Raw genomic sequence first — 25,701 nt, forward strand, 5'->3', positions numbered from 1 at the left:
GTCGGCTCACGCCGTCGCGCGGGAGCGCTCCTCGAATTGCACCTGTTCGATCAGCAGCTGGATGAAGCGGTTCCTCTGCCGGCGGTATTGCGCATCGTGGGGACCGGCCACGGCGGCGGCATGCATCGCGACGTGCGCCGTGCTCGCCTCTCGCAGGTTCGCGTTTACCGCGAGCGCGGCGTCCAGGTAGCTTCCGGTCGCACACGTGCGCTCGGCGTGATGCCGCCAGAACTCCGGCCCAGCCGGCAGCGCCAGCAATTGCTCCTCCCACTGCAATGCGCTGGCGAGGGCTCCCAGCGCCGTGACCGGGCGGGCGGCGTTCCACTTCCAGCGGAAGCCGTCCAGCCAGCGCGGGAGATCCCCCGGCGGCATCGGCCGCGCCAGCGCGTAGCCCTGCCCCATGTCCGCGCCCAGCCACAACGCGGCCTCGATCAGACCCGGCGTCTCCAGACCCTCGACCACCACATCGAGCCCCAGGTCGTGCCCGAGCCGGACCAGCTGGCGAATGAAGCGCAGCGTGCGCAGCGGATCGTCAGCCACCTGCATCACGATGGCCTGGTCGATCTTCACCCGGTCGAATGGCCAGTGCCGCAGGCGGATGAGCGAGCTGTAGCCTGCGCCGAGATCGTCCTCGACCAGCCGCACGCCCAGTGCCTTGAGCGCCTGCATGCCGGCCATCCCGGAAGCCGCGCTGTGGTCTGTGCCCATCGGCGACTCGAGGATCTCCAGCAGCAGCGACTCGACCGGGCAGCGTCCCTCGGAAATGCTCGCCGCTGCGGCCTCGGCGTAGCGCGGATCCTCCAGAGCCGCGGCCGGCGTGTTCACCGACACGTCCACCACATGGCCCATCCGGAAGAGCATCTCCCGCTGTTGCGTCGCCTGCGAAAGCACCTGCCGGAACAGCACCACCAGGTCGTCATCCCCCAGTGCCGGGAGGAAACGCGCGGGTGACAGCAGCCCTCCGTCCGGGTCCTGCAGACGCGCCAGCGCCTCCAGTTCGGACACCCGTCCATCGGCCAGCCGCACCACCGGCTGGTAGTAGGTCTGCAAGGCATCGGTGGCGATCAACGCCCGCCAGCGTTCGCGCACGAAGAAGGGCAACAGCTCCGTCCCCGGGCGCGGCGGCACCAGGCGGGCCAGGGCGAGATCGAGCAGATTCTTGAGCTGGTCGACGAATGCCTGCTGGTCCTCGCTCTGGAAGCCGCCCGAATACGCGCTGTAGATCGTGAGCACCGCCGATGGCGTCGGCGGCATCGGGCAAAGGGGAATCGCCACGCTCGACACGATCCCGATCGGCAGCGCCACGTCGCGCCAGCTGACCATCGCCGGATCGGTCCCGTAGTGCAGGCAACGCTGCACCTGTCCGGTACGCCACGCGCGCCCGCTCGGCCCGCCGCCCTGCTGGCTGTCGGCATTGACCCGGATCGGCGCGGCGCCACCCCGTGCCAGCGCCCGGAGGTATTCGGCAAACGCCTCGCCGCCGACGGCTTCGTAGGTGAGCTGACCGCTGTCGTCGGGCCGCCCCACCGCGCAGGAACAGATTTCGCTGTGCCCGGCAAGCGCGTCCACCACGCCCTGGATCAGCTCGAGATAACCTTCCGCCGACCAGGCCAGTGCATTGAGACGCGCCAGCAGCGCCACACGCTCACGCTGCACGTCGCGGATGCTCTCCAGTTGCCACTGGCGCTCGAGCCCGAGCCGCTGCAGCACGATGCCCAGCGGGCGGCGATCGCTGACCGACAGGCTGCCGAAACGCTGCGCGATGAGGTCCCGCAGGCGTTCCACGCCCTCCAGCAACCAGACCTCCTCCAGGCCGGCCGATGCATGGAAGCGCCCGGCCCGTGCCGCCTGCAAACGATGCGACTCGATATCCAGGCCCGGCTGCACCAGTAGCTGGATGTGCTGGGCGAAGCGTGCTGCCAGCATGGCGCGATCGACCTCGGGCAATACCGCGAACAGCCGGGCGATGCCTTCGTGCGAACGGAGCTCGCCGATAAAGGCCTCGACGAGCTCGGGAACCAGCGGCTCGGCAAGCGCCGCCCACGGCCTCAGCAGGGCCTCGGCGTGCTGCCCGTAGGGAGCCTGGTTGCGGCCATCGAACTCGGGGACGGGCTGTCCGGCCGCGGCGAGCGGGGTCGACCACCAGCGCTCGCGTTGCCGCTTGCGCGCCTTCACCTGGTACATCGCCTGGTCGGCGCGGCGCAGCAGCTGCTGGCCGCCGCCGGTCGCATGGTCCGGAAACAGCGCGATGCCCAGGCTGGCAGTCAGCTCGAACACTTCGCCGTCGACCCGCATGGGCTCGCGCAGGGCGATCCACAGGCGATCGAGCAGGGGCTCGATCTCCACGTCGCGATGCAGCCCCTCGCAGACGATCACGAACTCGTCGCCGCCCAGGCGGGCGATGTAGTCGTCCGGCCGCAATGCCGCGCGCAGCCGACGCGCGACCTCGACCAGCAGGAGATCGCCGGTGGCATGCCCGTAGCGATCATTGATCGGCTTCAGGTCATCCAGATCGAGCATGCCCACGGCAACCAGTCGCTCGTTGCGCTCGGCGCGCTCGAGAGCGCACTCCATGTGCATGTCCAGCGCACGCCGGTTCGGCAATCCGGTCAGCGCATCGTGCAGGGCGAGGTAGGTCTGCCGCTGCTGCTCTTCGAGCTGGGCCCGGCGACGTTCGTGCTGGTGCAGAGCGATTCCGGCCACCTCGGCCAGTTCGTCCAGTACGTGGCACATCTCGTCGTCGAACGCGTCTTCCTCCCGGGTGATCAGGGCGAACACCCCGATCGGCTTCGCCGAGCGCCCGGGCGCGTGGTCCGGAGCAAGAATCGGCCAGCATCCGGAGGCCCCCATGCCCGCCAGCGGCCCGTGCCGCCAGATCGGCGACATGTCGCTGCGCTCGCCGGGACGGATCCGGATCTGCGGACGCATTTCGCGCAAGGCGATCAGGGGCAGCGGCACCCGCTCCCCCTCGGCCGGTAGCCGGGGAAAAAGTCGCCCGAGCTCCTCGGCGATCGGGCCGGCGAGCGCGACGCGGCGAAGCGACGCGCCATCATTCTCGACCATCAGTACATCCACGGCGGCGGCGCCGGCGACTTCGACCAGCGACTGGGCCAGCGTGCGATACACCGCGGCCGGGTCCGGCTGCTCGAGCAGCGCCCGCTGGATTGCACGCTGCGCCTCGCGGTAACGGCTGATGCGCTGGTCCCGCTCGATCATGGCCTGGTGGTCCCAGAACCGAACCAGCTCGACCACCAGCTGCTCCAGCCACGCCCCCAGTTGATCCAGCGCCTCGTCCGCGGCATCGACCGCGCAGGCCGCCAGCACCAATCGGCTGCCATCCTGCGCACGGGTTGCCGCCAGGCAACACGCGAACCCGTCGTTCCACGCGCCGGTCTGCCCCGGGGCGGACGCCTCGGGGCTCCGCCGCAAGACGTACCCAGCCTGCAGATCGAGCACCTGGCCCACCGGGCTCTCCGGCCCGACGCGAGGCGGATCGTCTCCCGAAAGCAGGCGGCCAGCCCGGTCGGTCGCCGACCCGGCCGCGGCCAGCACGGTGACTCCATCGCCACCGGGCACGTGCCGGCCGAGCCACACCAGCGGCAGCTCCATCGTTGCTGCGAAGATCGCCACGGCCTCGGCTATGGCAAGTCGGCGGTCATAGCCGTGGTTCGTGTGCAGGCGGACCAGGGTTTCGGCAAGGCTCCGGTAGAAGCGTGAGCGCAGCCCGGCTCCGGCCAGGGGATGATCCGGCGCCTCCCGCTTCAAGCCGTCGCGCTCTGCTCCCCGATCGCCCTGTTCCATCCGAAATCGTCCCGACTCGCCCATCGCACGCACTGCCGCGCCCCGGTGAACCGGTGGAGCGAAGTGCCCCCGGGGCGCTCCGGACCCGTATGCTTCCTTATCGTCGTCCCCATGCGGAGCTTGAATCGCCACCGCCCGCGTCCGGCATCATAACCCCGTGCGCGAAGGCCTGCGCCACGTGCCAGACTGCGGGCCAAACGACCTGCAACCACCCCCGACGGGTTTCATGGTGCCTTCCGATAGCGACAGTGACTGGCGGTTCCCCGCGCTGCTGCTGGGGCTGTTCCTCATCGCGACCAGCCTGCTCGGCATCGCGCCACGCTATCGGCAGGACTGGCTGCTGGAGAACGCGGTCGTGCTGGTGGCGCTGCCCCTGCTCACCTACGGCTGGCACCGCCTCCGTTTTTCCCGTGGGGCATGCATCGCGATGTTCGCATTCCTGCTGCTGCACGAAGTGGGGGCGCACTACACCTACTCCGAGGTGCCGTACGACGCATGGTTCCAGCGCCTCACCGGCCACTCGCTCGACCGCCTGCTCGGATTCCCGCGCAACGAATACGACCGCCTGGTGCACTTCCTCTACGGACTGCTGGTGACGCCGATGGCGGTGGAATTGCTCGATGGGCGCGCGCCGCCGCGGGGCATCTGGCGGTGGATCCTGCCGGTAACCTTCGTGATGTCGCACTCGGTGGTGTACGAGCTGGTGGAATGGCTCGCTGCGGTCCATTTCGGCAGCGGGCTGGGCACCGCCTATCTCGGCACCCAAGGCGATCCGTGGGACGCTCAGAAGGACATGGCGCTGGCTGCACTCGGCAGCGTGCTGGCCATGCTGGCGAAGGCGGCTGGCGATGCGCTTCGCCGGGGACGCGATTGCCGCCGTCAGGCAAGCGGCCCATGATGGAATACCGATTTCGCCGCCCTTTCTTTCCGCATGCCCTCCCCGCGCCGGCCCCACCTGTCGATCGCACTGCTGCTCGCCCTGCTGCTGTGGCCGGCGGCGGCGTTGCAGGCTGCCACGCGCTATTTCTGGCATCCGGAAATTGCACCTGCCGGCCCGGTGGTGGTGATCGTCAGCCTCGACGAGCAGTCGATCTACGTGTATCGCAATGGCGTGGCGATCGGCGCAGGCCCGATCAGCTCCGGCAAACCGGGGTACGAGACGCCCCCCGGCGTCTACAGCATCCTGCAGAAGGAGCGCGAGCATCGCTCCAACCTCTACGACGATGCGCCGATGCCGTACATGCAGCGGCTGACCTGGGACGGCGTCGCGCTGCACGGCGGCGTGCTTCCCGGGCATCCGGCCTCCCACGGCTGCGTGCGGTTGCCGCCGGCCTTCGCCGAGAAGCTGTTTGCCGTGACCCAGCGTGGCGGCATCGTCGTCGTATCCGACAGCAAGGTATCGCCGGCGCCGATCGTGCACCCCGCCGCGGTGGCACCGATCGACCTGACCGGCGCACCGATGGCCGTGCCCGGCGAGGGCGACGATACGCTCACCCTGGCGCCGGGAGGCGCGTTGGGCGTGGTGGTCAGCACTTACGACCAGCGGGTCTATGTGCTGCGCAATGGCGTGCTGGTGGGTCAGGCGCCGCTGTCGACGGCTCCGGGCGAGATTCCCGAGGGCACGCTGCTCTACGTGATGACCGGTCAGGCGGAAGCCGGCGGTGACGACCGGCCGACACTGCCCCGCTGGTCGGCCTATCGCATCCTGGGCGAAGGCCCTGTGCCGGATCCCGCAACGATGGCCGCGCAGATACATGTGCCGGGCGGGTTCGGGCAGCGGCTGCGCGACGCCATGGTGCCGGGGACAACGGTGCTGGTCACCGACCTGCCCGGTCTGGGGGGCGACGAGAAGGCCCCCTACGCCAAGCTGCTCGAAGCGGTCTCCCCCGCCCCGGCGACCGCGAAGCCCGTCACGCCGCGCGAAAGTCGCTGAGTTCGTTCATTTTTTCCTGACAATTCGTTCAGCTTCCGCACCGGAAACTGGCCGCCGTTCGTTCTTGTGGCTGCCTCCCATGCCGTACTTTGCCCCTCGCACCCTGGTGCGTCGCGTGCTTCCTGTTGTTGCCCTGCTGCTCGGCCTCTCGCCCGCATCCCATGCGGCGGCGCCCGGCGACCTTGCGAGCGCGCTGGTCCGGGCTGCGCCGGCGGCCGATCCACACGTGATCGCGTTGGCGACCCGCGCGTTGCAGTGCGTGCAGAAGGCGATGCCCGCTCGCACGCTCAGCGTGATCGACTATTCGCGCCCGTCCACCCAGCCGCGACTGTGGGTGTTCGACCTGACTCACCGCACCCTGCTGTTCAAGGAGCTCGTGGCGCACGGCCGCAACAGCGGAGACAACCTGGCCTCGCATTTCTCCAATGCGCCGGGCAGCCTGATGTCCAGCCTCGGCACCTTCGTCACGGACGGCACCTACGTGGGCCACAACGGCTATTCGCTGCGTCTGAAGGGGCTTGACGAGGGCTTCAACGACAACGCCGAAAGCCGCGCCATCGTGATCCACGGGGCGGGTTATGTCAGTCCCCTGTTCGCCTCTTCCGAAGGGCGCCTGGGGCGCAGCTGGGGCTGCCCGGCGGTGCGACGGGGCGTAGCCAAGCGGCTGATCGACACGATCAAGGATCGTTCGGTGGTCTTTGCCTACTACCCCGATCCCAAGTGGCTGAAGCAGTCCTCCACGCTGGGGGATTGCGGTTCCGAGGTGACTGCCGGCCTCGACCGGGCGACCGGCCCGCGCCGGGCGCTGCTCAGCCCCTGAGCCCCGGTGTCAGTGCGCCATCAACAGCGGCAGATGGGCGTGGTCGAGCACGTGCCGGGTTGCGCCACCGAGGGCCAGCTCGCTCAGGCGTGAGCGCCCCCAGGCGCCCATCACCAGCAGGTCCGCCTCGATCTCCCGGGCCGTCTCGAGCAGGGCCTTGCCGACGTTGGCACCCCTGTCGAAGCGCTGCCATTCGACCGCCACACCCTGCCGTCCCAGCCAGGCCCGCAGTGGCAGCGCCGGCGGAGACAGACCCGGCAGGCCGGTGCGCTCGCCGTCCAGCACGAGCACCTTGCTTGCCCGCTTGAGCAACGGCAACGCCGCCTTGACCGCACCGGCCGCCTCGCCGGACCCGTTCCAGGCCACCAGGATGCGATCCGGCGCGCCGGTGCCGCGCCAGGTTTCCGGTACCAGCAGCATGGGCGAGGCATCGTCGAACAGGGTGCGGGTGATGTTGTCGAAGCCGATCGGCGCATCCGGGTTGCGCACGGGCAACTCGGTGACGATGAACTGCGCCAGCCGTGAGCGCTTGGCGAGGATCGGCACATAGGCGCCGCGGATCACCTCCCACTCCCCTTTCACGCCATGCCGCGCGCACAGCGCCGCCCATTGCGCGGCGAAGGTCTGCGCCGAACGTTCTTCGGTATCGAGCATCGCCAGTGCCTCGGGCATGGCCATCACCGGCGGATACACCGCCACCACGTGGATGCCGGTGGCGAAGGCGTCCAGTTGACGGGCCGCGGCCAGGCCGACCACGCAGGCCGGCGTGTCGTCCTCGAGGCGGTCGAGGTTGATGATCAGGTCGAGCATGACGGGGGCTCCGGAGGGCGTGGTCGACATGCTGCACCAACCGCTCGTGCCGGCCGTTGATCAGGGTCAACCGGCCGGCCGGCCACGACGCCCCGTCTCCCCGGCAACCGAACGGGGGCGCCATTGACGCCCATCAAGATCGGCCTTGCCGACCTGGCGCACCCTGTATCCGTCCACTGCGTCCGGAGCACGCCATGTTCAAGCACATCCTGGTTCCCACCGACGGATCGGAGCTCTCCATCCGTGCGGCCACCACGGCCATCGACCTCGCCCGCACCTGCGGCGCGCGCATCCTCGCCCTGCACGTGGTGCCGCCCTTCCACACGATCTCCTACATGGCCGAGATGCTTGCGGCCACCGAGCTGGCTTACACGCAGGAGTCGATCGCGCGCGCGGAACGCTTTCTTGCCGAGGTCCGCGATCGTGCCGCCAAGGCCGGCGTACCGTGCGACAGCCGCTATCTGCTGGACGAGCAGCCGCACAAGGTGATCGCGCGGGTCGCCGGCGAGAACCACTGCGACCTGATCGTGATGGGCTCGCACGGCTGGCGCGGGCTGAACCGCCTGCTGCTGGGCAGCGAGACGCAGAAGGTGCTGCTGACCGCCGAGCCGCCCGTACTGGTCTGCCATTGATGCCTCCGCGATGAGGGCGGAGGGCATTCCGTCCACGGCTCCGGACGGCGACGGCGACGGCGACGGTAGCCGCGCCGGCCTCGACCCGGCGGAGGCGGCGCGGCGATTGCGGCGCGACGGCCCGAACGCCCTGCCCGGCGGCGAACACCGGCCGCTGTGGCGCACGCTGGCCAGCGTGCTGGCCGAGCCGATGCTGCTGATGCTGCTGGCCGCCGGCGGCATCTACCTGGCCCTCGGCGACCGCGCCGAGGCCGCCTTCCTGATGGGTTCGGTGCTGGTGGTGATCGGCATCACGCTGGCCCAGGAGCACCGCACCCAGCGGGCCCTCGAAGCGCTGCGCGACCTGTCTGCGCCGCGCGCGCTGGTCCTGCGCGGCGGACAGCGGGTCCGCATCGCCGCGATCGAGGTGGTGGTGGGCGACCTGCTGGTGCTGCACGAGGGCGACCGCATCGCCGCCGATGCCTCGTTGCTGGAAGGCCAGCTCGATGTCGACGAGTCGCTGCTCACCGGTGAGGCCGTTCCGGTGAACAAGCTGGTCGGCACCGCCCCCGCGCCGCTGTTCGCCAGCACCGTGGTGACCCGCGGCCGCGGCCTTGCCCGCGTCATCGCCACCGGTGCGCGCACCCGGGTCGGCGGCATCGGCCTGGCGCTGGCCAGCGCGGTGGAACCGCCCTCGCGCCTGCAGCGGTCCTCGCGCCGGCTGATCCGCACGATGACCGTCGCCGGCCTGCTGGTCGCCGGCACCTACGCGTTGCTGCTGTGGTCGTGGGACGGCCTGGGCGTGCTGCCCAGCGTGCTGGCCGGCGTCGCGCTGAGCATGGCGCTGCTGCCGGAGGAGATCCCGGTGGTGCTCACCGTGTTCCTGGCGCTCGGCGCCTGGCGCATCGCCCGCCAGCAGGTACTGACGCGGCGCATGCCGGCGGTGGAGACGCTGGGTGCGATCACCGTGCTTGCGGCCGACAAGACCGGCACGCTGACCCGCAACCGCATGGAGGTTGCCGAGCTGGCCATCGACGGCAGCCACTACGACGCGGCGACGGACGGTCCGCTGGACGAGCCGTTCCACGCGCTGGTCGAGTTCGCCATGCTGGCCACGCCGGCGCAGCCGTTCGACCCGATGGAGCTGGCGATCCAGGCGTTCGGCCGGAGCCTGCTCGCCGGCACCGAACACGTGCATGCCGACTGGCTGCCGGTCGCCGAGTACGGCCTCAGTCCAGAGATCCTGGCGATGACCCGGGTGTACCCGGAGCGCGCGCCCGACCGCCACCTGCTTGCGACCAAAGGGGCACCCGAGGCGGTCGCCGACCTCTGCCACCTGGCCGAACCCGATCTCGCCGACCTGCGCGCGACCGTGGCGGCGATGGCCGGACGCGGCCTGCGCGTGCTCGGCGTGGCCCGCGGCCACTGGCGCGGAGACGCCCGCCCGGCCAGCCAGCACGATTTCGACTTCGAATTCCTCGGCCTCGTCGGCCTGCTGGATCCACCGCGCAGCGAGGTGCCGGCGGCGCTGGCCGAATGTCGTGCGGCGGGCGTCCGCGTGATCATGCTCACCGGCGACCATCCGCTCACCGCGCAGGCGATCGGCCACCGCGTCGGCCTCGCCGACCAGCCGGTGGTGCTGACCGGCGGCGACATCGACGCGATGGACGACGTCACCCTGACTGCGCGCCTGCGCGACACCGACATCTGCGCCCGGGTCATGCCCGAGCAGAAGCTGCGGCTGGTGCGCTGCCTGCAGGCCGGCGGCGAGGTGGTGGGCATGACCGGCGACGGCGTCAACGATGCGCCCGCACTGCGGGCAGCCGATGTCGGCATCGCGATGGGCGAGCGCGGCACCGACGTGGCGCGCGAGGCGGCGGCGCTGGTGCTGCTGGACGACAGCTTCGCCAGCATCGTGGCGGCGATCCGGCAGGGGCGTCGCATCGACGACAACGTGCGCCGCGCCACCCGCTTCATCTTCGCCGTGCACGTGCCGGTGGTGGCGCTGGCGCTGGTGCCGGCCCTGGCGCACTGGCCGGTATTGCTGATGCCGGTGAACATTGTATTGCTGGAGCTGCTGATCGATCCGGCCTGCTCGGTGGTGTTCGAGGCCGACCCGGCCGCCGACACGGTGATGCGCCGCCCGCCGCGCCGGGCCGCCGACTCGCCGTTCGCCCCCCGCCAGCTGCTGCGCGGGTTGCTGCAGGGCGCCGGCCTCGCGGCGATCCTGCTCGCGGGCTTCGGCCTGCTGCAGGACACCGTGGGACCGGTCCAGGCGCGCACCGGCACCTTCCTCGCCCTGCTGCTGTCGGTATTCCTGCTGACGCTCGCCAACCGCGCGCGCCACCGTGCGGGGGCCGGCAACCCCTGGCTGCTGCCGATGTTCGCCGCCCTGCTGGCGATGATCGTGCTGGCGCTAGGCGTGCCGTGGCTGCGCCATGTGATGGCGATGGCCTGGCCCGCAGCGGCCACGTGGCTCGGCATGGCGGCGATGCTGGCGGCAGCCGCCGCATGGCTGGCGCTGCTGCGTCGTCACGCCTCGCCGCCGAGCGACTGAGGCGACCAGCCGGGCGGTCGCGCACTGTTATCCTGCGCGGGCCCGGAGTCGCCGTCCGGCGACTCCGTCCCCCTGCCCACCGAGCGTGCCTGCCGCGTGTCCGCCGCCTCCGACCTGCCGCGCCCCGAAGTCTGGCTGAAAAGCTTCCGTTCCCGGGTTCGTGCACCGCTGCGCCAGGCGACCGCACTCGGTCTCGTCAACGGACTGCTGCTGGTCGCCCAGGCCTGGCTGGCGGCGTGGGCGATCAATGCCGGCGTGATGCACCGCGCGCCACTAGCCCGGCTGTGGCCGGCGCTGGCGGTCCTGCCGGTGGTGTTCGCACTGCGTTTCGCGCTGGCGCGCGCGGCCGAGCGCGTCGCCTTCCGCGCCGGCGCCATCGTGCGCCGCACGCTGCGCGCCGACCTGCTGGACCACCTGCAGCGGCTGGGACCGGCGTGGCTGCAACGGCAGGCGCGCGGCGATCTGGTCACCCGCGTCGTCGGCGGCGTGGAGGCGATGGAGGGCTACTACGCGCGCTACCTGCCGACCATGGGCATGACCGCGCTGCTGCCGCTGGCGATCCTGGTCGCGGTGTTTCCCGCCGACTGGATCTCGGCGCTGGTGATGCTGGTCAGCGCGCCGCTGATCCCGTTCTTCATGTGGATGATCGGCAAGGGCACCGAGGAGCTGAACCAGAAGCAGTGGCGCGTGCTGGCGTTCCTCGGGGCGCGCTTCCTGGACACCCTGCAGGGCCTGACCACGCTCAAGCTGTTCGGTGCCAGCCGGCGCGAGGCGGCCGTGGTGGCGCAGGTGTCCGACGACTACCGGCGCAGCACCATGCAGGTGCTGCGCGTGGCGTTCCTGTCGTCGGTGGTGCTGGAGTTCCTCGCCACGGTGAGCATCGCCGTGGTCGCCGTGCTGGTGGGCTTCCGCCTGATGTGGGGCGAACTGGCCTTCCTGCCCGGCCTGTTCGCCCTGCTGCTGGCACCGGAGTTCTTCGGCCCGTTGCGCAACATGGGCACGGTCTACCACCTGCGCATGGAAGCCATCGGTGCGGCGGAGCGGATGGTGCAGGTCTTCGCCGAACCCGTCCCGGAGCGACGACCCGGAACGGGGGCGGCCCCTTCCGCAGCGCCGTCGCTGTCATTCGAAGCCACGGGCTTCGCCTATCCCGACGGCACCGTCGCCCTGGACGGCTGCCGTTTCACCGCACCCGCCGGCCAGGTGACCGCGATCGTCGGTGCCAGCGGCGCCGGCAAGAGCACCGTGCTGCACCTGTTGCTCGGGTTCATCGGATGCACTGACGGTCGCATCACGGTCGGTGATGTCGACCTGGCGGAGATCGCCGAAACCGACTGGCTGGCGCGCGTCGGCTGGGTGCCGCAGCGTGCGCACCTGTTCGAGGGCAGCGTGGCCGACAACCTGCGACTGGCCCGCCCCGATGCCGATGATGCCCGGCTGCGCGAGGCCGCCCGCGCCGCTGGCGCCGAGGCCTTCATCGACGCGCTGCCGCAGGGCTTTGACACGCCGCTCGGCGAGCGCGGCGCCAACCTGTCCGGTGGACAGGTGCAGCGACTCGCGCTGGCCCGCGCCTTCCTGAAGGACGCGCCGGTGCTGCTGCTGGACGAGCCGACCGCCCATCTGGACACGCACAGTCAGCGGGCGGTGATCGAAGCGATCGAGCGGCTGGCCCGCGGCCGCACCGTGCTGCTGGTGACCCATCGCTTGCACGCGCTGGCGCTGGCCGACCACGTGGTGCTGCTCGACGACGGACGGGTGGTCGAACAGGGCCCGCCGGAGTCGCTGCGCGCGGCCGATGGTCCGTTCGCACGCCTGCTGGCCGCCGCCGCGGTGTCCGCATGAGGCGCCGCGCCGACCGCGCCCAAGGACGTGCCGACCTGCGCCGGCTGTGGGTGCTGTTCCGCCCCTACCGCGCATGGATGGCCGGCGGCGCCCTGCTGGCGCTGGCCGCCCTGCTCGCCAACGTCGGCCTGCTGGCAGTGTCCGGCCACTTCATTGCGGCGATGGCGCTGGCCGGGGCGGCCGGCGTCACGCTGAACTACTTCACCCCGGCCGCGCTGATCCGCGCCTTCGCGCTGACCCGCACCGGCGGCCGCTACCTGGAGCGGCTGGTCACCCACGAGGCTACCTTCCGCCTGCTGGCGCAGCTGCGGGTGTGGTTCTACGAACACCTCGAGCCACTGGCCCCGGCACGCCTGCAGTCCCTGCGCGCCGCCGACCTGCTGTCGCGCATCCAGGCCGACATCGACACGCTCAACCAGGTCTATCTGCGCCTGTTCGTGCCGGTGGTGGTGGCCGCACTCGGCAGCCTGGCGATCGTCGCGGTGATGGCCATCTTCAGCGTGCCGGTCGCGCTGGGTACAGCGCTGGGGCTTGCGCTCGCAGGGGTGGCCTTGCCGGCCTGGCTGCGGCATCGCGGCGAAGCGGCCGGCGCCCGCGCCGTGCAGACCCGCGCTGCCCTGCGCAACGCGGTGGCCGATGCCCTCGCCGGAGCCGCCGAACTGCGCGTGTACGGCGCGGAGCACGCCTGGCATGAACGCGTGCAGCAGCTCTCCGACGACCTGCTCGCCGACCAGCGCCGGCTGAGCGAACTGGCCGGATTTTCCGCCGGCGCCGTCGGCCTGTGCGCCAACCTGGCGCTGTGGTGGGCGGTGATCGCCGCGGCACCCGCGGTGGCCGCCGGCACGATCGCACCGGCGCAGCTGGCGATGCTGGCACTGTTCGCCATGGCCGCCTTCGAGGCGGTGACGCCGCTGCCGCTGGCGTTCCAGATGCTGGGCGAGCAGCTCGCCGCGGCACGACGCATTTTTGCCGTGGTGGACGCCGAGCCGGCCGTGGCCGCGCCGGACCGGCCATCGCCCGCACCGCGCGATGCCAGCGTGCGCTTCGAACGCGTGCGCTTCCGCTACGACGTGGACCGCCCCTGGGTGCTGGACGGTTTCGACCTGGCGCTCGCGCCCGGCTCGCGCACCGCGCTGGTCGGTGCCAGCGGTGCCGGCAAGAGCAGCGTGCTGCAGCTGCTGGCCCGTTTCCGCGACTTCCAGGACGGCCAGGTACTGCTCGGCGGCGAGCCGTTGCGGGACTTCGCCCCGGACGACGCACGCGCCTGCTTCGCGGTGGTCTCGCAGGACGCCTACCTGTTCAACGGCACGGTGCTGGACAACCTGCTGCTGGCGCGGCCGGATGCCGGCGAAGCGGCTATCGTGGCGGCCTGCCGCGCGGCGCAGGTGCACGAGGTGATCGAAGCCCTTCCCGAGGCCTACCACACCACGCTCGGCGAAGCCGGCATGCGCCTGTCCGGTGGCCAGGCGCGCCGGTTGGCGATCGCCCGCGCGCTGCTCAAGGATGCCCCGATCCTGCTGCTGGACGAGCCCACCGAGGGCCTCGATGCCGCCACTGCCCGCGCGCTCCACGACTCGCTGGCCGTCGCCATGGCCGGCCGCACCGTGCTGCTGATCACCCACCAGCTCGGCACGCTGGCCGGTCTGGTCGACGAGGTGGCCGTGCTGGACGGCGGGCGCATCGTGCAGCGCGGCCGGCCCGACGACCTGATGCGGCAACCCGGCCCCTTCCTCGACCTGCAGGACGTACTGGGCTGAAAAAACGAGGGGACCGTTGCCGGTCCCCTCGCCCCTTCCCCGCAAGCGTCCGGCTCAGTGGCCGGCCGGCTCCGTCTCGTCGACGGTACCGTCGTGCGCGTCCATCCAGGCGCCGCCTGCAGCGGCGACCAACACGATCATCGCGGTGCCGACGAACCAGGCGAAATACCACGAACCGTAGTCGCCCAGGATCACGCCCATCACGATCGCCACCACGGCGAGCAGCATGTAGATCAGGAATTGCAGAAACGTCTTCATGGCTCGCTCCCTCAGTACGCGTGTTCGTCATGCTGGATGGCCGCGGCATCGACCTCGCCGCGCATCACCCAGAACGCCCAGCTGGTGTACCAGACCACCAGCGGCACGAACACCGCGGCAAACCCGGTCGCCCACAGCAGCGTGGTCTGGCTCGACACCGAATTCCACAGCGTCAGGCTCTGCGACGGCTCGCTGCTGGACGGCATCAGGAACGGGAACAGTGCCGCGCCCACCGTGCCGATCACGCCGATCCAGGCGCCCGCACCCAGCCACCAGGCCAGCGTGGACCGCCTGCCGCGCACGGCCAGCAGGCCCAGCAACATACCGGCATAGCCGAGCGCCGGTACCGCCCACAGCAGCGGCTGGCTGCGGTAGTTGGCCAGCAGCCCGCCGGCCACCACGCTCGCCTGCTGCTGCAGCGGGTTCTGCGGTAGACCGGGCGCCGGCGCATGCTCGAGCACGAAGCCCGGCAGGAACGACACCCAGATGCCACCGAGCGTGAACAGCACGATCGCCGCGATCGCCGCGCCCATCGCCGCCTTGCGCGCGCGGGGTGCGACGGCGCCGCCGGCGCGCCCCATCAGCATCACGCCGCCCATGTAGATCGACAGCGAGAGCGACAGCAGGCCGCACAGCACGGCGAACGGATTGAGCAGGGACACGAAGCTGCCGGTGTAGTACGAGCGCATGTCCCAGTCGAAGTGGAACGGCACGCCCTGCAGCATGTTCCCCATCGCGGCGCCGTAGATGATCATCGGCACCGCGCCGCTGACCAGCAGCGCCCAGTCCCAGGCGTTGCGCCAGGTGGCCGAAGGCAGCTTGCTGCGGTACTCGAAGCCGAGCGGACGCACGATCATCGTCCACAGCAGCAGCAGCATCACCACGTACAGGCCGGAAAACGCCGTGGCGTAGATCAGCGGGAACGCGGCGAAGATCGCGCCGCCGCCGAGGATGAACCACACCTGGTTACCGTCCCAGTGCGGACCGATCGCGTTGAGGCAGACCCGACGTTCGTTGTCGTCACGACCGACGAAGCGCAGCAGCGTGCCCACGCCCATGTCCATGCCGACCATGATCGCCAGCCCCATCAGCAGCACGCCGAGCACAAGCCACCACAGCACCTTGAGTCCGAAATAGAGTTCCATCGTTCAGTCCTCCTTGCGCATCATGGCCACGGCCGCGGCGCGACCACCCAGTGCGGGACGCGGTGGCGCGTGATCGCCGTGCCCATGACTGCTCGGCCCCTTGCGGATGAACTTCACCATCAGGGTCATCTCGATCACGATGAACACCGTGTAGAGCGTGACGAAGCCGATCAGCGAGAACACCATGTAACCCACGCTGTGGCTGGACGCGGACATCCAGGTGGGCAGCAGGCCGTACACCGTCCACGGCTGCCGGCCGATCTCGGCGGTGAGCCAGCCGAACTCGTTGGCGATGAACGGTATCGGGATCATCCACGGCGCCAGGCGCAGGAACCACTTGCGGTTCTCCACGTCGTTGCGCACCGAGAAGATCACCGCCAGCACGAAGTACGCGAGCATCGCCAGGCCCAGCCCAACCATCACGCGGAAACTCCAGAACATCGCGAAGACGTTCGGCACCGCATCGCCGGCAGCCTTCTGGATATCGGCCGGTGTGGCCTTCTCCACGTCCTGGTCCGGCGCATAGCGCTTGACCAGGAAGCCGTAGCCCAGATCCTGCTGATGGCTGTTGAACTGCGCCAGCGCATCGGCATTGGTCGGATCCTTGCTGAGCACCTTCAGCGCCGCCACGGCCGGAATGCCGTTGGCGATGCGCTTGGCCGCATCGGCCTCGATCCAGTCCACGCCCGGGATTTCCTGGGTCATCGTGTGGGTCAGCAAGGGCGTCAACACATAGGGCACCTGCACTTCGAACAGGTTGCGCTTCTGCTCCTGCGAGGGCCACGCGATCACGTTGAACGCCGCCGGCGCCGGCTCGGTCTGCCACATCGCCTCCATCGCCGCCAGCTTCGACGGCTGCGCCTGGCCACCGACGAAGCCGAGCGCGTCACCCAGGGTGATCACGCCGGCCGTGGCCAGCACACCGAACAGTGCGGCCATGCGGAACGAACGACGCGCCATCGCCATGTGCCGGTTGCGGTACATGTAGTAGGCACTGATGCCGGTGACGAAGATCGCCGCCGTGACGTAGCCGGCGATACTGGTGTGCACGAACTTGGCCTGGGCATCGTGGCTGAAGATCAGGCTGGAGAAGCTGTCCAGCTCCATGCGCATGGTGACCGGGTTGAACTTCGCGCCCGCCGGGTCCTGCATGAAGCTGTTGGCGATCAGGATCCACAGCGCCGACAGGTTCGTGCCGAAGGCCACCAGGTAGGTGACCAGCAGGTGCTGTACCTTGGACAGCCGCTTCCAGCCGAAGATCATCAGGCCGACGAAGGTCGATTCCATGAAGAAGGCCATCAGGCCCTCGATCGCCAGCGGCGCGCCGAAGATGTCGCCGACGAAGCCGGAGTAGAACGACCAGTTGGTGCCGAATTCGAACTCCATGGTCAGGCCGGTGGCGATGCCCAGGGCCATGTTCACCACGAAGAGCTTGGCCCAGAACTCGGCCATCTCGCGGTAGATGGCCTTGCCGGTGGTGACGTAGACCGTCTCCACCGCCGCTATGAAGAAACTGAGCCCGAGCGTGAGCGGTACGAACAGATAGTGATAAAGCGCGGTGACAGCGAACTGCCACCGCGAGAGTTCAACAACCGTACTGTCGATCATGTCCTTGTTCCCAGGTGGACGAAGGTGATCGCATCTCCGGTATCAGAAGCGGTAACCGATGCTCAGGCCGTAGGCCAGCGGATCGATCTTGGCCTTGCCGACCTTGGTGCCGTTTACCTTCACGTCACCGGCGATGCTCATCCAGCGTACATCCGCGGTAGCCAGCCAACGATCGTTGATGCGGAAATCGAGGCCGGCGTGCGCGGCTGCGCCGAAACTGTTTGCGATGCTTACATGCGTACCCTGCAGCGGGCCGACACCGCGGGTCTGGAAGAAATTGGTGTAGTTCAGGCCCACGCCCACGAACGGCGAGACCGTCGCGTCGGGCATGAAGTGGTAGTTCACACCCACCGTCGGCGGCAGGTGCTTGGTGGTCGCGGCGGACACGCCATTGAGGCGGACGGTGTGCTTGAACGGCAGCGCGGCCAGCACGTCGACACCCCAGTTGCGATCGAACATGTATTCGATGCTGAAGGTGGGCTTGGTGTCGCTGTTGATGGTGGCCTTCATCCCGGCCAACGTGCCGTTGTTGGACTTCGGATTGACGGTGTGGACGCCAACCCGGAACACCCACGGCGAGGTATCGGCGGCGTGGGCGGCGGATGCGGCACCCAAGGCGAGGGCCAGGGCGGTCAGGGCAAGAGCGGATGCTTTCATGGGGCGTTCCTTTGTTGTTGTGTCGAAAGACGGATGCATTGTCATCAGCCTGTCGCTTCGCCTTTTGACCGCCGTCAGTTCTTTCGATCCGATCCGTCTTGCTGCGACGCCCTGCCGCAGCCCTCGATCGCCCGCCCTACTCCGCCTCGCTGTGATGGACCGTCTGGCCGTCACGATCACGCACGGTGACTTCCACCGGCACGCCGTCGCGCACGCTACCGGTCACCACGCAGAAGTGCTCGAACTGCGCCAGCAGGCGCTCGGCCTGCTGATAATCGGCCACCGCCTCGGGCAGCTCCAGCGTGACGGCGATATGTTGCACCCGCAGCCGCCCTTCCTCATTGCGGCCCAGCGTCGCACGTGCCCGGGTCACCAGCGTGCCCGGGTCGTTCTTGAACTTGCGCAGCGCGAACAGCAGGCTCGCGCTGAGGCAGTTGGCCACCGCCGCCACCAGCAGACGCGACGGATTCGGGCCGTGATCGGTCCCGAGCGGCGCGGTCTCATCGGTGACCAGTTCGGGGATCGGGGTGTCGTCGAAGGCGATACGGAAGACGTAGTCGCTCTCCTGGGTCAGGGTCAGGGTGAACTCCTGGGTCTCGCTCATGCATGTGCTCCTTGATCGGTGATCGCCGCGGTCTTCCGGCGGCGCCGATCAAGCATGGCGTAATACAGCAGCGGGATCACCAGCAACGTGAGCACCGTGGACACCAGCACGCCGAACACCAGCGACACCGCCAGCCCCTGGAAGATCGGGTCGGTGAGGATGAAGAACGCGCCGAGCATCGCCGCGATCGCGGTGAGGATGATCGGCTTGGCACGCACCGCGCCAGCCTCCACCACCGCCTCTTCCAGCGGCAGGCCGCTGGCGATCGCATGGTTGATGAAGTCCACCAGCAGGATCGAGTTGCGCACGATGATGCCGGCCAGCGCGATCATGCCGATCATCGAGGTGGCGGTGAACTGTGCGCCCAACAGCCAGTGGCCGGGCATCACGCCGATCACCGTCAGCGGGATCGGCGCCATGATCACCAGCGGCACCAGATAGCTGCGGAACTGACCGACCACCAGCAGGTAGATCAGCACCAGACCCACCGAATAGGCGATGCCCATGTCGCGGAAGGTCTCGTAGGTGATCTCCCACTCGCCGCTCCAGCTGATCGAGTAGTGGTCGTCACCGATCGGCGCCCCGGTGAAGTGCTGGGTGAGCGTGTGCCCATCCACCTTGCCCGCGCCGAGCTTGCCGACCAGCCGGAACATGCCGTAGATCGGGCTGTCCTCGCTGCCAGCATCGTCCGCGGTGACGAAGGCATAGGGGCGCAGGTCCTTGTGGTAGACCGCGCCGGCCCAGGGCTCGTCGCTCACCTTCACCACCTCCGACAGCGGGATCAGCGCACCGCTGCGCGAGCGTACCCGCAGCGAGAGGATGGTCTGGGTCGACGCCAGCGCCGCCGGCGACAGCCGCAGCAGCGCGGGCACCGCGTACTTGATTCCCGGCTCGCCCAGGTAGGTTGCGCGGTCGCCGCCCATCGCCGCCTGCAGCACCGAGACGATCTCGGCCTGGCTCACGCCCAGCGTGGCGGCATGCTCGCGGTCGATCTCGAACACCTTGCGGCGCGCGGCCGGACTCTCGACGCTGGAGTTGATGTCGGCGATGCCGTCGGTCTTGCCGAACATCTGCTCCATCGTCCGCGCCAGCTGGCGCTGGCCGCCGTAGGACGGCCCGTAGATCTCGGCCACGATCGGCGCCATCACCGGCGGACCCGGCGGCACCTCGGCCAGCACCATGTGGGCGTGGTACTTGCGCGCCACCGCGGCCAGCGCCGGACGCACCGAACTGGCGATCTCGTGGCTCTGCCGCGAACGCTCGTCCTTGTCGACCAGGTTGACCTGGATGTCGCCCTGGTACGGCTGGTTGCGCAGGTAGTACTGGCGCACCAGGCCGTTGAAGTTCATCGGTGCAGAGGTACCGGCATAGATCTGGAAGTCCTTCACCTCCGGCACCTTGTCGATCACCTGGCTCATCTCCACCAGCACGCGCTGGGTCTGCTCGAGGGTGGAGCCCTCGGGCATGTTGAGCACTACCTGGAATTCGCTCTTGTTGTCGAACGGCAGCATCTTCAGGATCACCGCCTTCACGCCGACCAGGCCCACCGCCAATAGCACCAGCAGACCCATGCCGGCGAACAGCATGCGGCGCTTGCGCGATGCGCTGCGACCGGCCAGGAACGGGGTCATCAGGCGCTTGAAGAAGCGCTGCAGGAAGGCATCGATGCGCGATGGCTTGAGCCCCTCGCCATGGCCCGGATGTGCCTGGTGCTCGTGGTGCCCGAGCAGGCGGAAAGCCAGCCACGGCGTGACCACGAAGGCCACCGCCAGCGAGATCATCATGCCGGCCGACGCGTTGATCGGGATCGGCCGCATGTACGGGCCCATCAGGCCGCCGACGAAGGCCATCGGCAGCAGCGCCGCGATCACCGTGAAGGTGGCCAGGATGGTCGGGCCGCCGACCTCGTCCACCGCCTGCGGGATCGCCTCCAGCAGGCGCTTGCCGCCCAGCGCCATGTGCCGGTGGATGTTCTCCACCACCACGATCGCGTCGTCGACCAGGATGCCGATGGAGAAGATCAGCGCGAACAGCGACACGCGGTTGATGGTGAAGCCGATCGCCCACGAGGCAAACAGGGTGATCGCCAGCGTCACCACCACCGCCACGCCAACCACCACCGCCTCGCGCCAGCCCAGCGCGAACAGCACCAGCGCCACCACCGCCAGCGCGGCCAGCGCCAGATGCAGCATCAGCTCGTCGGCCTTCTGGTTGGCGGTGTAGCCGTAGTCGCGGGTCACCGTGACGTGCACGCTGTCCGGAATCGAGACGTTGCGCAGCGCGGCGATGCGCGCCTGCACCTCGCTGGCGATGGTGTGCGCGTTGGTACCGGCCTTCTTGCCGATCGCGATGGTCACCGCCGGCACCAGCCCGGTCAGCGGACCGGCCTTGCCCGCCGGCGCGCCGAACGAGGCGAACTGGCTGGGCTGGTCGGCACCGGCCGTCACCGTGGCCACGTCGGACAGGTACACCGGCTTGCCGCCGGACAGGCCGATCACCAGGTGCGCCACCTCGTCGGCATTCATCAGCAGGCGACCGGCCTTCACCGGCACGTTGCGGTTGTCGCCGATCTCGCTGCCGACGTCGGCCGCCATGTTGGCCGCCTTCAGCGCCTGGTCGAGATCGCCGACGGTGAGCTGGTAGTTGGCCAGCTTCGACGGATCGATCTGCACCGTCACCGCCCGGTCGGGCGCACCGAGCGTGTAGACGTCGCGGGTGCCCGGGATGCGCTTGACCTCGGTTTCCAGCGTGTGCGCGACCCGCGCGAGCTGGTCGGCGTCCACCTCGGGGCGGTCCGACCACAGCGTGAGCGCCATCATCGGCACGTCGTCGATGCCATAGGGCTTGACCAGCGGCTGGCCGACGCCCAGCCCCTGCGGCGCCCAGTCGGCGTTCGAATAGATCTTGTTGTACAGGCGGACCAGCGCCTCCTGGCGCGGCACGCCGACCTGGAACTCGACCGTCACCACCGACATGCCCGGACGGCTCATCGAGTAGACGTGCTTGATCCCGCGGATCTCCGAGAGCTTCTGCTCCAGCGGGAACGAAACCAGGTGCTCGACGTTGTCCACGCTGGCGCCGGGAAACGGCACCATCACGTTGGCCATGGTGGCCTCGATCTGCGGGTCCTCTTCCTTGGGCGTGATGATCGCCGCGGCGATGCCCAGCAGCAGGCCCGCCAGGGCCAGCAGCGGGGTGATCTGCGAAGCCTGGAACGCCCGTGCGATGCGCCCGGAGATGCCCATCTTCCCTGCCTCACTCATGGCCGGACGCATCCTTGGCGCGCCGCTGCGCGAGGAAATTCAGCGCCGCCACCGGATCGGTCGCGATGGTCTCGCCGTCGTCCAGACCGGCCAGCACCTGCACGCGGTCACCGACCGTATCGCCCACGCGCAGCTGGCGCAGCGAAACGCCGTGATCGCCGATCACGTAGACGCCGATCAGCTCGCCGCGCCGCACCAGCGCAGACGCCGGCACCAGCAACTGCTTCGCGTCGCCCGTGGGAAATGCCACCTTGACCGACGTGCCCGGACGCAGGCCGCTGTCCTGCCCCGGCACCTCCACGCGCACGGTGAAGGTATGCGTGGCCGGGTCGGCATACGGGAACACGGTGATGTCCTTCGCCGGCACGCGACGCCCATCGGCGAGGATGGTGGCGCTCTTCGCGGCACGGATCGCATCGACCGAGCTCTGCGGCACCTGCACGCTGACGCGCAGTGCGTCGAGCGATTCCATCGCGATCAGCGGCTGCGGCGACGGCGGACCGGACTGCACCGCCTCGCCCACGTGCACGAAACGGCGGGTGATCACGCCGGCGTAGGGTGCGCGCACTTCGGTGTAGTCCACGCTCTGCTTCGCCTGGGCAAGCTGGGCCTGCGCGGCGTCCAGCGCGGCCTTGGCGGCATCGCGCCGGGCACGCACGCTGTCCATGTCGGACTTCGACACGTAACCCTTGGGCAACAGCGCGGAGAAGCGTTCGAACGACGCCTGCGCATCGCTGTAGCTGGCCCGTGCCGAAGCGAGCTGCGCCAGCGCCGCGTCGCGCGAGGAGCGCTGCTCCACGTCGGTGAAGCGCACCAGCACCGCGCCCGCCGGCACCACGTCGTTGACGTCGTGGGGCAAGGCCAGCACGCGGGCGTTGGTCTGCGCCGTCAGGGTGACCTGGTTGACTGCCTCGACGACGCCATCCCAGGTCTGCTCGCGGGACGCGTCGCCGGCATGGATCACCTGCGAGGCAAGCGAAGGCCGGGGCGCCTGGCCTGCCGAGGGCGCGGACTTGTCGCCGCAGCCGGCGAGCAGGGCCAGCGCGAAAAGGGGGGCTAGGTGGCGCACACGCACGATCATGTCGGTCTCTCTGGGGGAAGGTGGGTCAGCGGTCGCCGAACGCACAGCCCGGCCTGAGGCCGACCTTGCGCAGGATCAGCGCCAGCGGGCAGAAGCCGGTGAAGGCCGACTGCAGCAGGTTGGCACCGACGAACAGGGTGAGCAGCAGCCACCACGGCGAAACGAAGTGGGCCAGCGCCACGCTCAGCAGCACCACGCTGCCGGCAAACGCGAGGACGAAGCGATCGATGTTCATGACGGTTCTCTGGTGGAAAAGGATCGGGATCAGTGCTTGCCGGTGCCCGGCTTGATGCGTGCGATGCCAAGCGCCTTCATCACGTAGCGCTCGTACAGCGGCTCGCTGGTGCCGGCGCGCATCTTGCGCAGGAAGTACTTTTCGTAGGCCACCTTGGCCACGTGCACCCATTTGCCCTCGCGGGCCCAGGTGACGTTGCGCGGCGGAATCTGCGGCAACGCCACGAAGGCCGCGCCGCTGTCGCCCATGTCGGCCAGGCACACCGCGTTCCAGGTGGCTTCGGCATTGCCTTCGCGCCCTTCCAGATCGGCCTTCAGGTTGGCCACCAGCGTGGTCACCATCGACTCGATCATGAAGCCGGTCTTCGGCGCGCCGGTCGGCACCGGCGTCACTTCCACCGGCGGGATCGCCACGCACACGCCGGCGGAAAAGACGTTGCGGTAGGTGGGGTTGCGCTGGTGCTTGTCGATCAGCACGAAGCCACGGGGGTTCACCAGCCCCTCGACGCCGCGCACCGCGTCGACGCCGGTGAAGGCCGGGATGATCATCGAGTAGGCGAACGGCAGCGTGTGTTCGCCAGCCGGCTGACTGGCGCCGCCCAGGGTGGAGACGTGGAACTGGCCGTCTTCGATCTTGTCGATCTTCGCGCTGGTGAGCCAGCGGATGTGGCGCTGGCGGAACTGGCGCTCGAGCAGGCCCTGCGAGTCGCCCACGCCACCCAGGCCCATGTGGCCGATGTAGGGCTCGCTGGTGATGAAGGTCATCGGCACCCGGTCGCGGATCTTGCGCCGGCGCAGGTCGGTGTCGAGCATCAGTGCGAATTCGTAGGCGGGACCGAAGCAGCTGGCTCCCTGCGCCGCGCCGATCACCACCGGCCCCGGATTCTTCACGAACGCCTCGTAGTTCGCCCACGCGTCGGTGGCGTGTGGCGTGGTGCACACGGACTGGGTGTGGCCTCCATGCGGGCCGAGGCCGGGCACTTCGTCGAACGCCAGGCGCGGCCCGGTGGTGATCACCAGGTAGTCGTAGGCCATGCTGCGCCCGTCCTTGAGCTCGATGCGGTTCTCCTGCGGAACGACCTTGGCAACGCCGCAGTCGATGTAGCCGATGTCGCGGCGACCCAGCGCCGGCGCCACCTCGACCTGGATGTCCGAAGGCTTGCGCCAGCCGATCGCCACCCACGGGTTGGACGGAGTGAAGGAGAAGCTCGGCGCCTCGCCGACGACGGTGATCGCGTGACTGCCGCCGATCGCGGCGCGCAATTCGTAGGCCGCGCACATGCCGCCGATGCCGGCGCCAATGACGATGACGTGTGCCATGAGTGGACTCCTTCTGGTGGTGCGCCGGAGAGGTCGCGACGGGCCTGACGATGCGCCCACGGGTGAGCGATCGACTTGCCGCTGATCAAATGTGCACTAAATTAGCTTTTTCTAATGTAGTGTCATCTTAATTAGCTTCAAGCTAAAATGTCAACGTCGTCCGCGGGACAAGCCCGCCCCCGGAGCCATCGCGAGACCGAGTCCATGAAAAGCTCCCATCCGCCTCCCCCGGTCGAACTGGACATCGATGCCATGCGCGAGAACGCCGACCAGGCGGCCTCGCTGCTGAAGGTGCTGGCCAACGGGCAGCGGCTGCGCATCCTCTGCCTGCTGCTGGGCGGGGAACGCTCGGTCAGCGACCTGCATGCGTCGATGACGCTGAGCCAGTCGGCGCTGTCCCAGCATCTCGCCCGGCTCCGGCAGGACGGCCTGGTCACGACCCGGCGCGAGGCGCAGACCATCTACTACGCCCTGACCCCTGGCCCGGCGCTGCAGGTGATCGAAGCGCTGCACGGCATCTACTGCGCACCGGCTACGGGAGACGATTGCTCGGCAATCGGTTAACCTGCCCGGGCTACGCAAGAAACCGATACACCTCCTGCCTAGGACAGGGAAAGAGCACCCGCATGGATACCAGCAGCGTTCTCGACCTGAACCAGCTCCGCCGCAGTTGCGCCTCGTGCGCGTTGCACGAGCTCTGTCTTCCGGCCGGCATCGACGGCGAGGACCTCAAGCGGCTCGACGCCACCATCCGCGACAAACGCACCCTGGATCGCGGCGAAGCACTGTTCCGCCAAGGCGGCCAGTTCCACGCGCTGTACGTGGTCCGCTCCGGCTCGCTGCGCACCTTCGTCGAGGATGCATCCGGCAACTCGCAGGTGCTGGGCTTCCACCTGCCCGGAGAACTGGTCGGCGTGGACGCCCTGGCCAACGACCACCACGCCAGCCAGGCCGAAGCGCTGGAACGTTCGAGCATCTGCGAACTGCCCTACGAGCACCTCAACCATCTGCTGGCCCAGATGCCCTCGCTGCAGCGGCAGCTGATGCGCGTGGTCAGCCGCGAGGTTGCCGCGGAGCACCAGCATATGGTGGTGATGGGCCGCCAGCCGGCGCAGGAGCGCATGGCGATCTTCCTGCGCAGCCTGTCCGACCGCTATGCGCGTCTGCACCGCGACGGCAGCTCGCTGAACCTGTCCATGTCGCGCTATGACATCGCCAGCTACCTTGGCCTGGCCGTGGAAACGGTGAGCCGGCTGTTCACCCGCATGGAAGAGGCCGGCATCCTGGAAGTGAGTCGCAAGGCCGTCACCATCCTGCGTCCGGACCTGCTCGAGGAGATGTGCAGCAGCCCGCGCACGAGCAGCAAGAAAGGCGGCGCCCTCTGAGGCGTCGCCCCCGGT

Annotated in this window: 20 protein-coding genes; 9 read left to right on the forward strand and 11 right to left on the reverse strand. The window is 69.2% G+C overall.

The window, feature by feature from the left end; genetic code table 11:
* Positions 1–6: 6 nt before the first annotated feature.
* Positions 7–3,801, reverse strand: coding sequence for an EAL domain-containing protein (locus tag ATSB10_RS05685; RefSeq protein WP_083966098.1), 3,795 nt, complete (start codon positions 3,799–3,801; stop codon positions 7–9).
* Between the two features lie 226 nt (positions 3,802–4,027).
* On the opposite strand from ATSB10_RS05685, the gene ATSB10_RS05690 reads away from it, so the two are divergent.
* The 3 genes from ATSB10_RS05690 to ATSB10_RS05700 all read left to right on the forward strand — a co-directional run bounded on the left by ATSB10_RS05690 (position 4,028) and on the right by ATSB10_RS05700 (position 6,554).
* Positions 4,028–4,699 (forward strand): DUF2238 domain-containing protein, encoded by a 672-nt coding sequence (locus ATSB10_RS05690; RefSeq protein WP_063671169.1) that lies wholly within the window; start codon positions 4,028–4,030, stop codon positions 4,697–4,699.
* A 33-nt stretch (positions 4,700–4,732) separates the two neighbouring features.
* The gene (locus tag ATSB10_RS05695) at positions 4,733–5,734 is read left to right on the forward strand and encodes a L,D-transpeptidase family protein (protein WP_063671171.1); all 1,002 of its coding nucleotides are present in this window, start codon (positions 4,733–4,735) and stop codon (positions 5,732–5,734) included.
* A gap of 79 nt (positions 5,735–5,813) precedes the next feature.
* Positions 5,814–6,554, forward strand: coding sequence for a murein L,D-transpeptidase catalytic domain family protein (locus ATSB10_RS05700; RefSeq protein ID WP_063671173.1), 741 nt, complete (start codon positions 5,814–5,816; stop codon positions 6,552–6,554).
* A 9-nt stretch (positions 6,555–6,563) separates the two neighbouring features.
* On the opposite strand, the gene ATSB10_RS05705 is transcribed toward ATSB10_RS05700, so the two are convergent.
* Positions 6,564–7,364 carry a universal stress protein gene (locus ATSB10_RS05705; protein WP_063671175.1) on the reverse strand — a complete coding sequence of 267 codons (801 nt, stop codon included), beginning with the start codon at positions 7,362–7,364 and terminating at the stop codon, positions 6,564–6,566.
* 194 nt (positions 7,365–7,558) lie between these two features.
* Here ATSB10_RS05705 and ATSB10_RS05710 point away from each other — a divergent pair, with 194 nt between their 5' ends.
* From ATSB10_RS05710 to cydC, 4 genes are all read left to right on the forward strand, one after another.
* Positions 7,559–7,996 (forward strand): universal stress protein, encoded by a 438-nt coding sequence (locus ATSB10_RS05710; RefSeq protein ID WP_017460847.1) that lies wholly within the window; start codon positions 7,559–7,561, stop codon positions 7,994–7,996.
* Positions 7,997–8,006: 10 nt separating this feature from the next.
* Positions 8,007–10,532, forward strand: coding sequence for a cation-translocating P-type ATPase (locus tag ATSB10_RS05715; protein WP_157469097.1), 2,526 nt, complete (start codon positions 8,007–8,009; stop codon positions 10,530–10,532).
* A gap of 96 nt (positions 10,533–10,628) precedes the next feature.
* Entirely contained in the window at positions 10,629–12,374 is a 1,746-nt protein-coding gene (cydD, locus tag ATSB10_RS05720) for a thiol reductant ABC exporter subunit CydD (protein ID WP_205631099.1), read from the forward strand.
* A complete protein-coding gene (cydC, locus tag ATSB10_RS05725; protein WP_063671177.1) occupies positions 12,371–14,131 on the forward strand; it encodes a thiol reductant ABC exporter subunit CydC in 1,761 nt (586 codons plus the stop codon). Before cydD ends, cydC begins: the two co-directional genes overlap by 4 nt.
* Positions 14,132–14,185: 54 nt before the next feature.
* Here cydC and ATSB10_RS05730 read toward each other — a convergent pair whose 3' ends face one another.
* The 9 genes from ATSB10_RS05730 to ATSB10_RS05770 form a co-directional block, all read right to left on the reverse strand.
* Entirely contained in the window at positions 14,186–14,389 is a 204-nt protein-coding gene (locus ATSB10_RS05730) for a hypothetical protein (RefSeq protein WP_063671179.1), read from the reverse strand.
* Between the two features lie 11 nt (positions 14,390–14,400).
* The gene (gene cydB / locus ATSB10_RS05735) at positions 14,401–15,534 is read right to left on the reverse strand and encodes a cytochrome d ubiquinol oxidase subunit II (RefSeq protein WP_063671181.1); all 1,134 of its coding nucleotides are present in this window, start codon (positions 15,532–15,534) and stop codon (positions 14,401–14,403) included.
* Positions 15,535–15,537: 3 nt separating this feature from the next.
* Positions 15,538–17,142 carry a cytochrome ubiquinol oxidase subunit I gene (locus ATSB10_RS05740; RefSeq protein WP_063671182.1) on the reverse strand — a complete coding sequence of 535 codons (1,605 nt, stop codon included), beginning with the start codon at positions 17,140–17,142 and terminating at the stop codon, positions 15,538–15,540.
* Between the two features lie 42 nt (positions 17,143–17,184).
* Entirely contained in the window at positions 17,185–17,799 is a 615-nt protein-coding gene (locus tag ATSB10_RS05745) for an OmpW/AlkL family protein (RefSeq protein WP_063671184.1), read from the reverse strand.
* Between the two features lie 136 nt (positions 17,800–17,935).
* Positions 17,936–18,403: an OsmC family protein gene (locus ATSB10_RS05750; RefSeq protein WP_063671186.1), complete on the reverse strand. Its 468-nt coding sequence runs from the start codon at positions 18,401–18,403 to the stop codon at positions 17,936–17,938.
* A complete protein-coding gene (locus tag ATSB10_RS05755) occupies positions 18,400–21,666 on the reverse strand; it encodes an efflux RND transporter permease subunit (RefSeq protein WP_063671188.1) in 3,267 nt (1,088 codons plus the stop codon). The genes ATSB10_RS05750 and ATSB10_RS05755 overlap by 4 nt, the downstream gene beginning before the upstream one ends.
* The gene (locus ATSB10_RS05760) at positions 21,659–22,747 is read right to left on the reverse strand and encodes an efflux RND transporter periplasmic adaptor subunit (protein ID WP_063671190.1); all 1,089 of its coding nucleotides are present in this window, start codon (positions 22,745–22,747) and stop codon (positions 21,659–21,661) included. Before ATSB10_RS05760 ends, ATSB10_RS05755 begins: the two co-directional genes overlap by 8 nt.
* Before the next feature lie 25 nt (positions 22,748–22,772).
* The gene (locus ATSB10_RS05765) at positions 22,773–22,982 is read right to left on the reverse strand and encodes a YgaP family membrane protein (RefSeq protein ID WP_063671192.1); all 210 of its coding nucleotides are present in this window, start codon (positions 22,980–22,982) and stop codon (positions 22,773–22,775) included.
* Between the two features lie 29 nt (positions 22,983–23,011).
* On the reverse strand, positions 23,012–24,301 hold the full coding sequence (locus tag ATSB10_RS05770) for an NAD(P)/FAD-dependent oxidoreductase (RefSeq protein WP_063671194.1): 1,290 nt from the start codon (positions 24,299–24,301) through the stop codon (positions 23,012–23,014).
* Positions 24,302–24,505: 204 nt separating this feature from the next.
* On the opposite strand from ATSB10_RS05770, the gene ATSB10_RS05775 reads away from it, so the two are divergent.
* Together ATSB10_RS05775 and ATSB10_RS05780 are read left to right on the forward strand one after the other, a co-directional pair.
* A complete protein-coding gene (locus ATSB10_RS05775) occupies positions 24,506–24,865 on the forward strand; it encodes an ArsR/SmtB family transcription factor (protein ID WP_063671196.1) in 360 nt (119 codons plus the stop codon).
* A 62-nt stretch (positions 24,866–24,927) separates the two neighbouring features.
* A complete protein-coding gene (locus ATSB10_RS05780) occupies positions 24,928–25,686 on the forward strand; it encodes a cyclic nucleotide-binding domain-containing protein (protein WP_063671200.1) in 759 nt (252 codons plus the stop codon).
* Positions 25,687–25,701 lie beyond the last annotated feature (15 nt).

The organism is Dyella thiooxydans, from assembly GCF_001641285.1.
Lineage (GTDB): Bacteria > Pseudomonadota > Gammaproteobacteria > Xanthomonadales > Rhodanobacteraceae > Dyella_A > Dyella_A thiooxydans.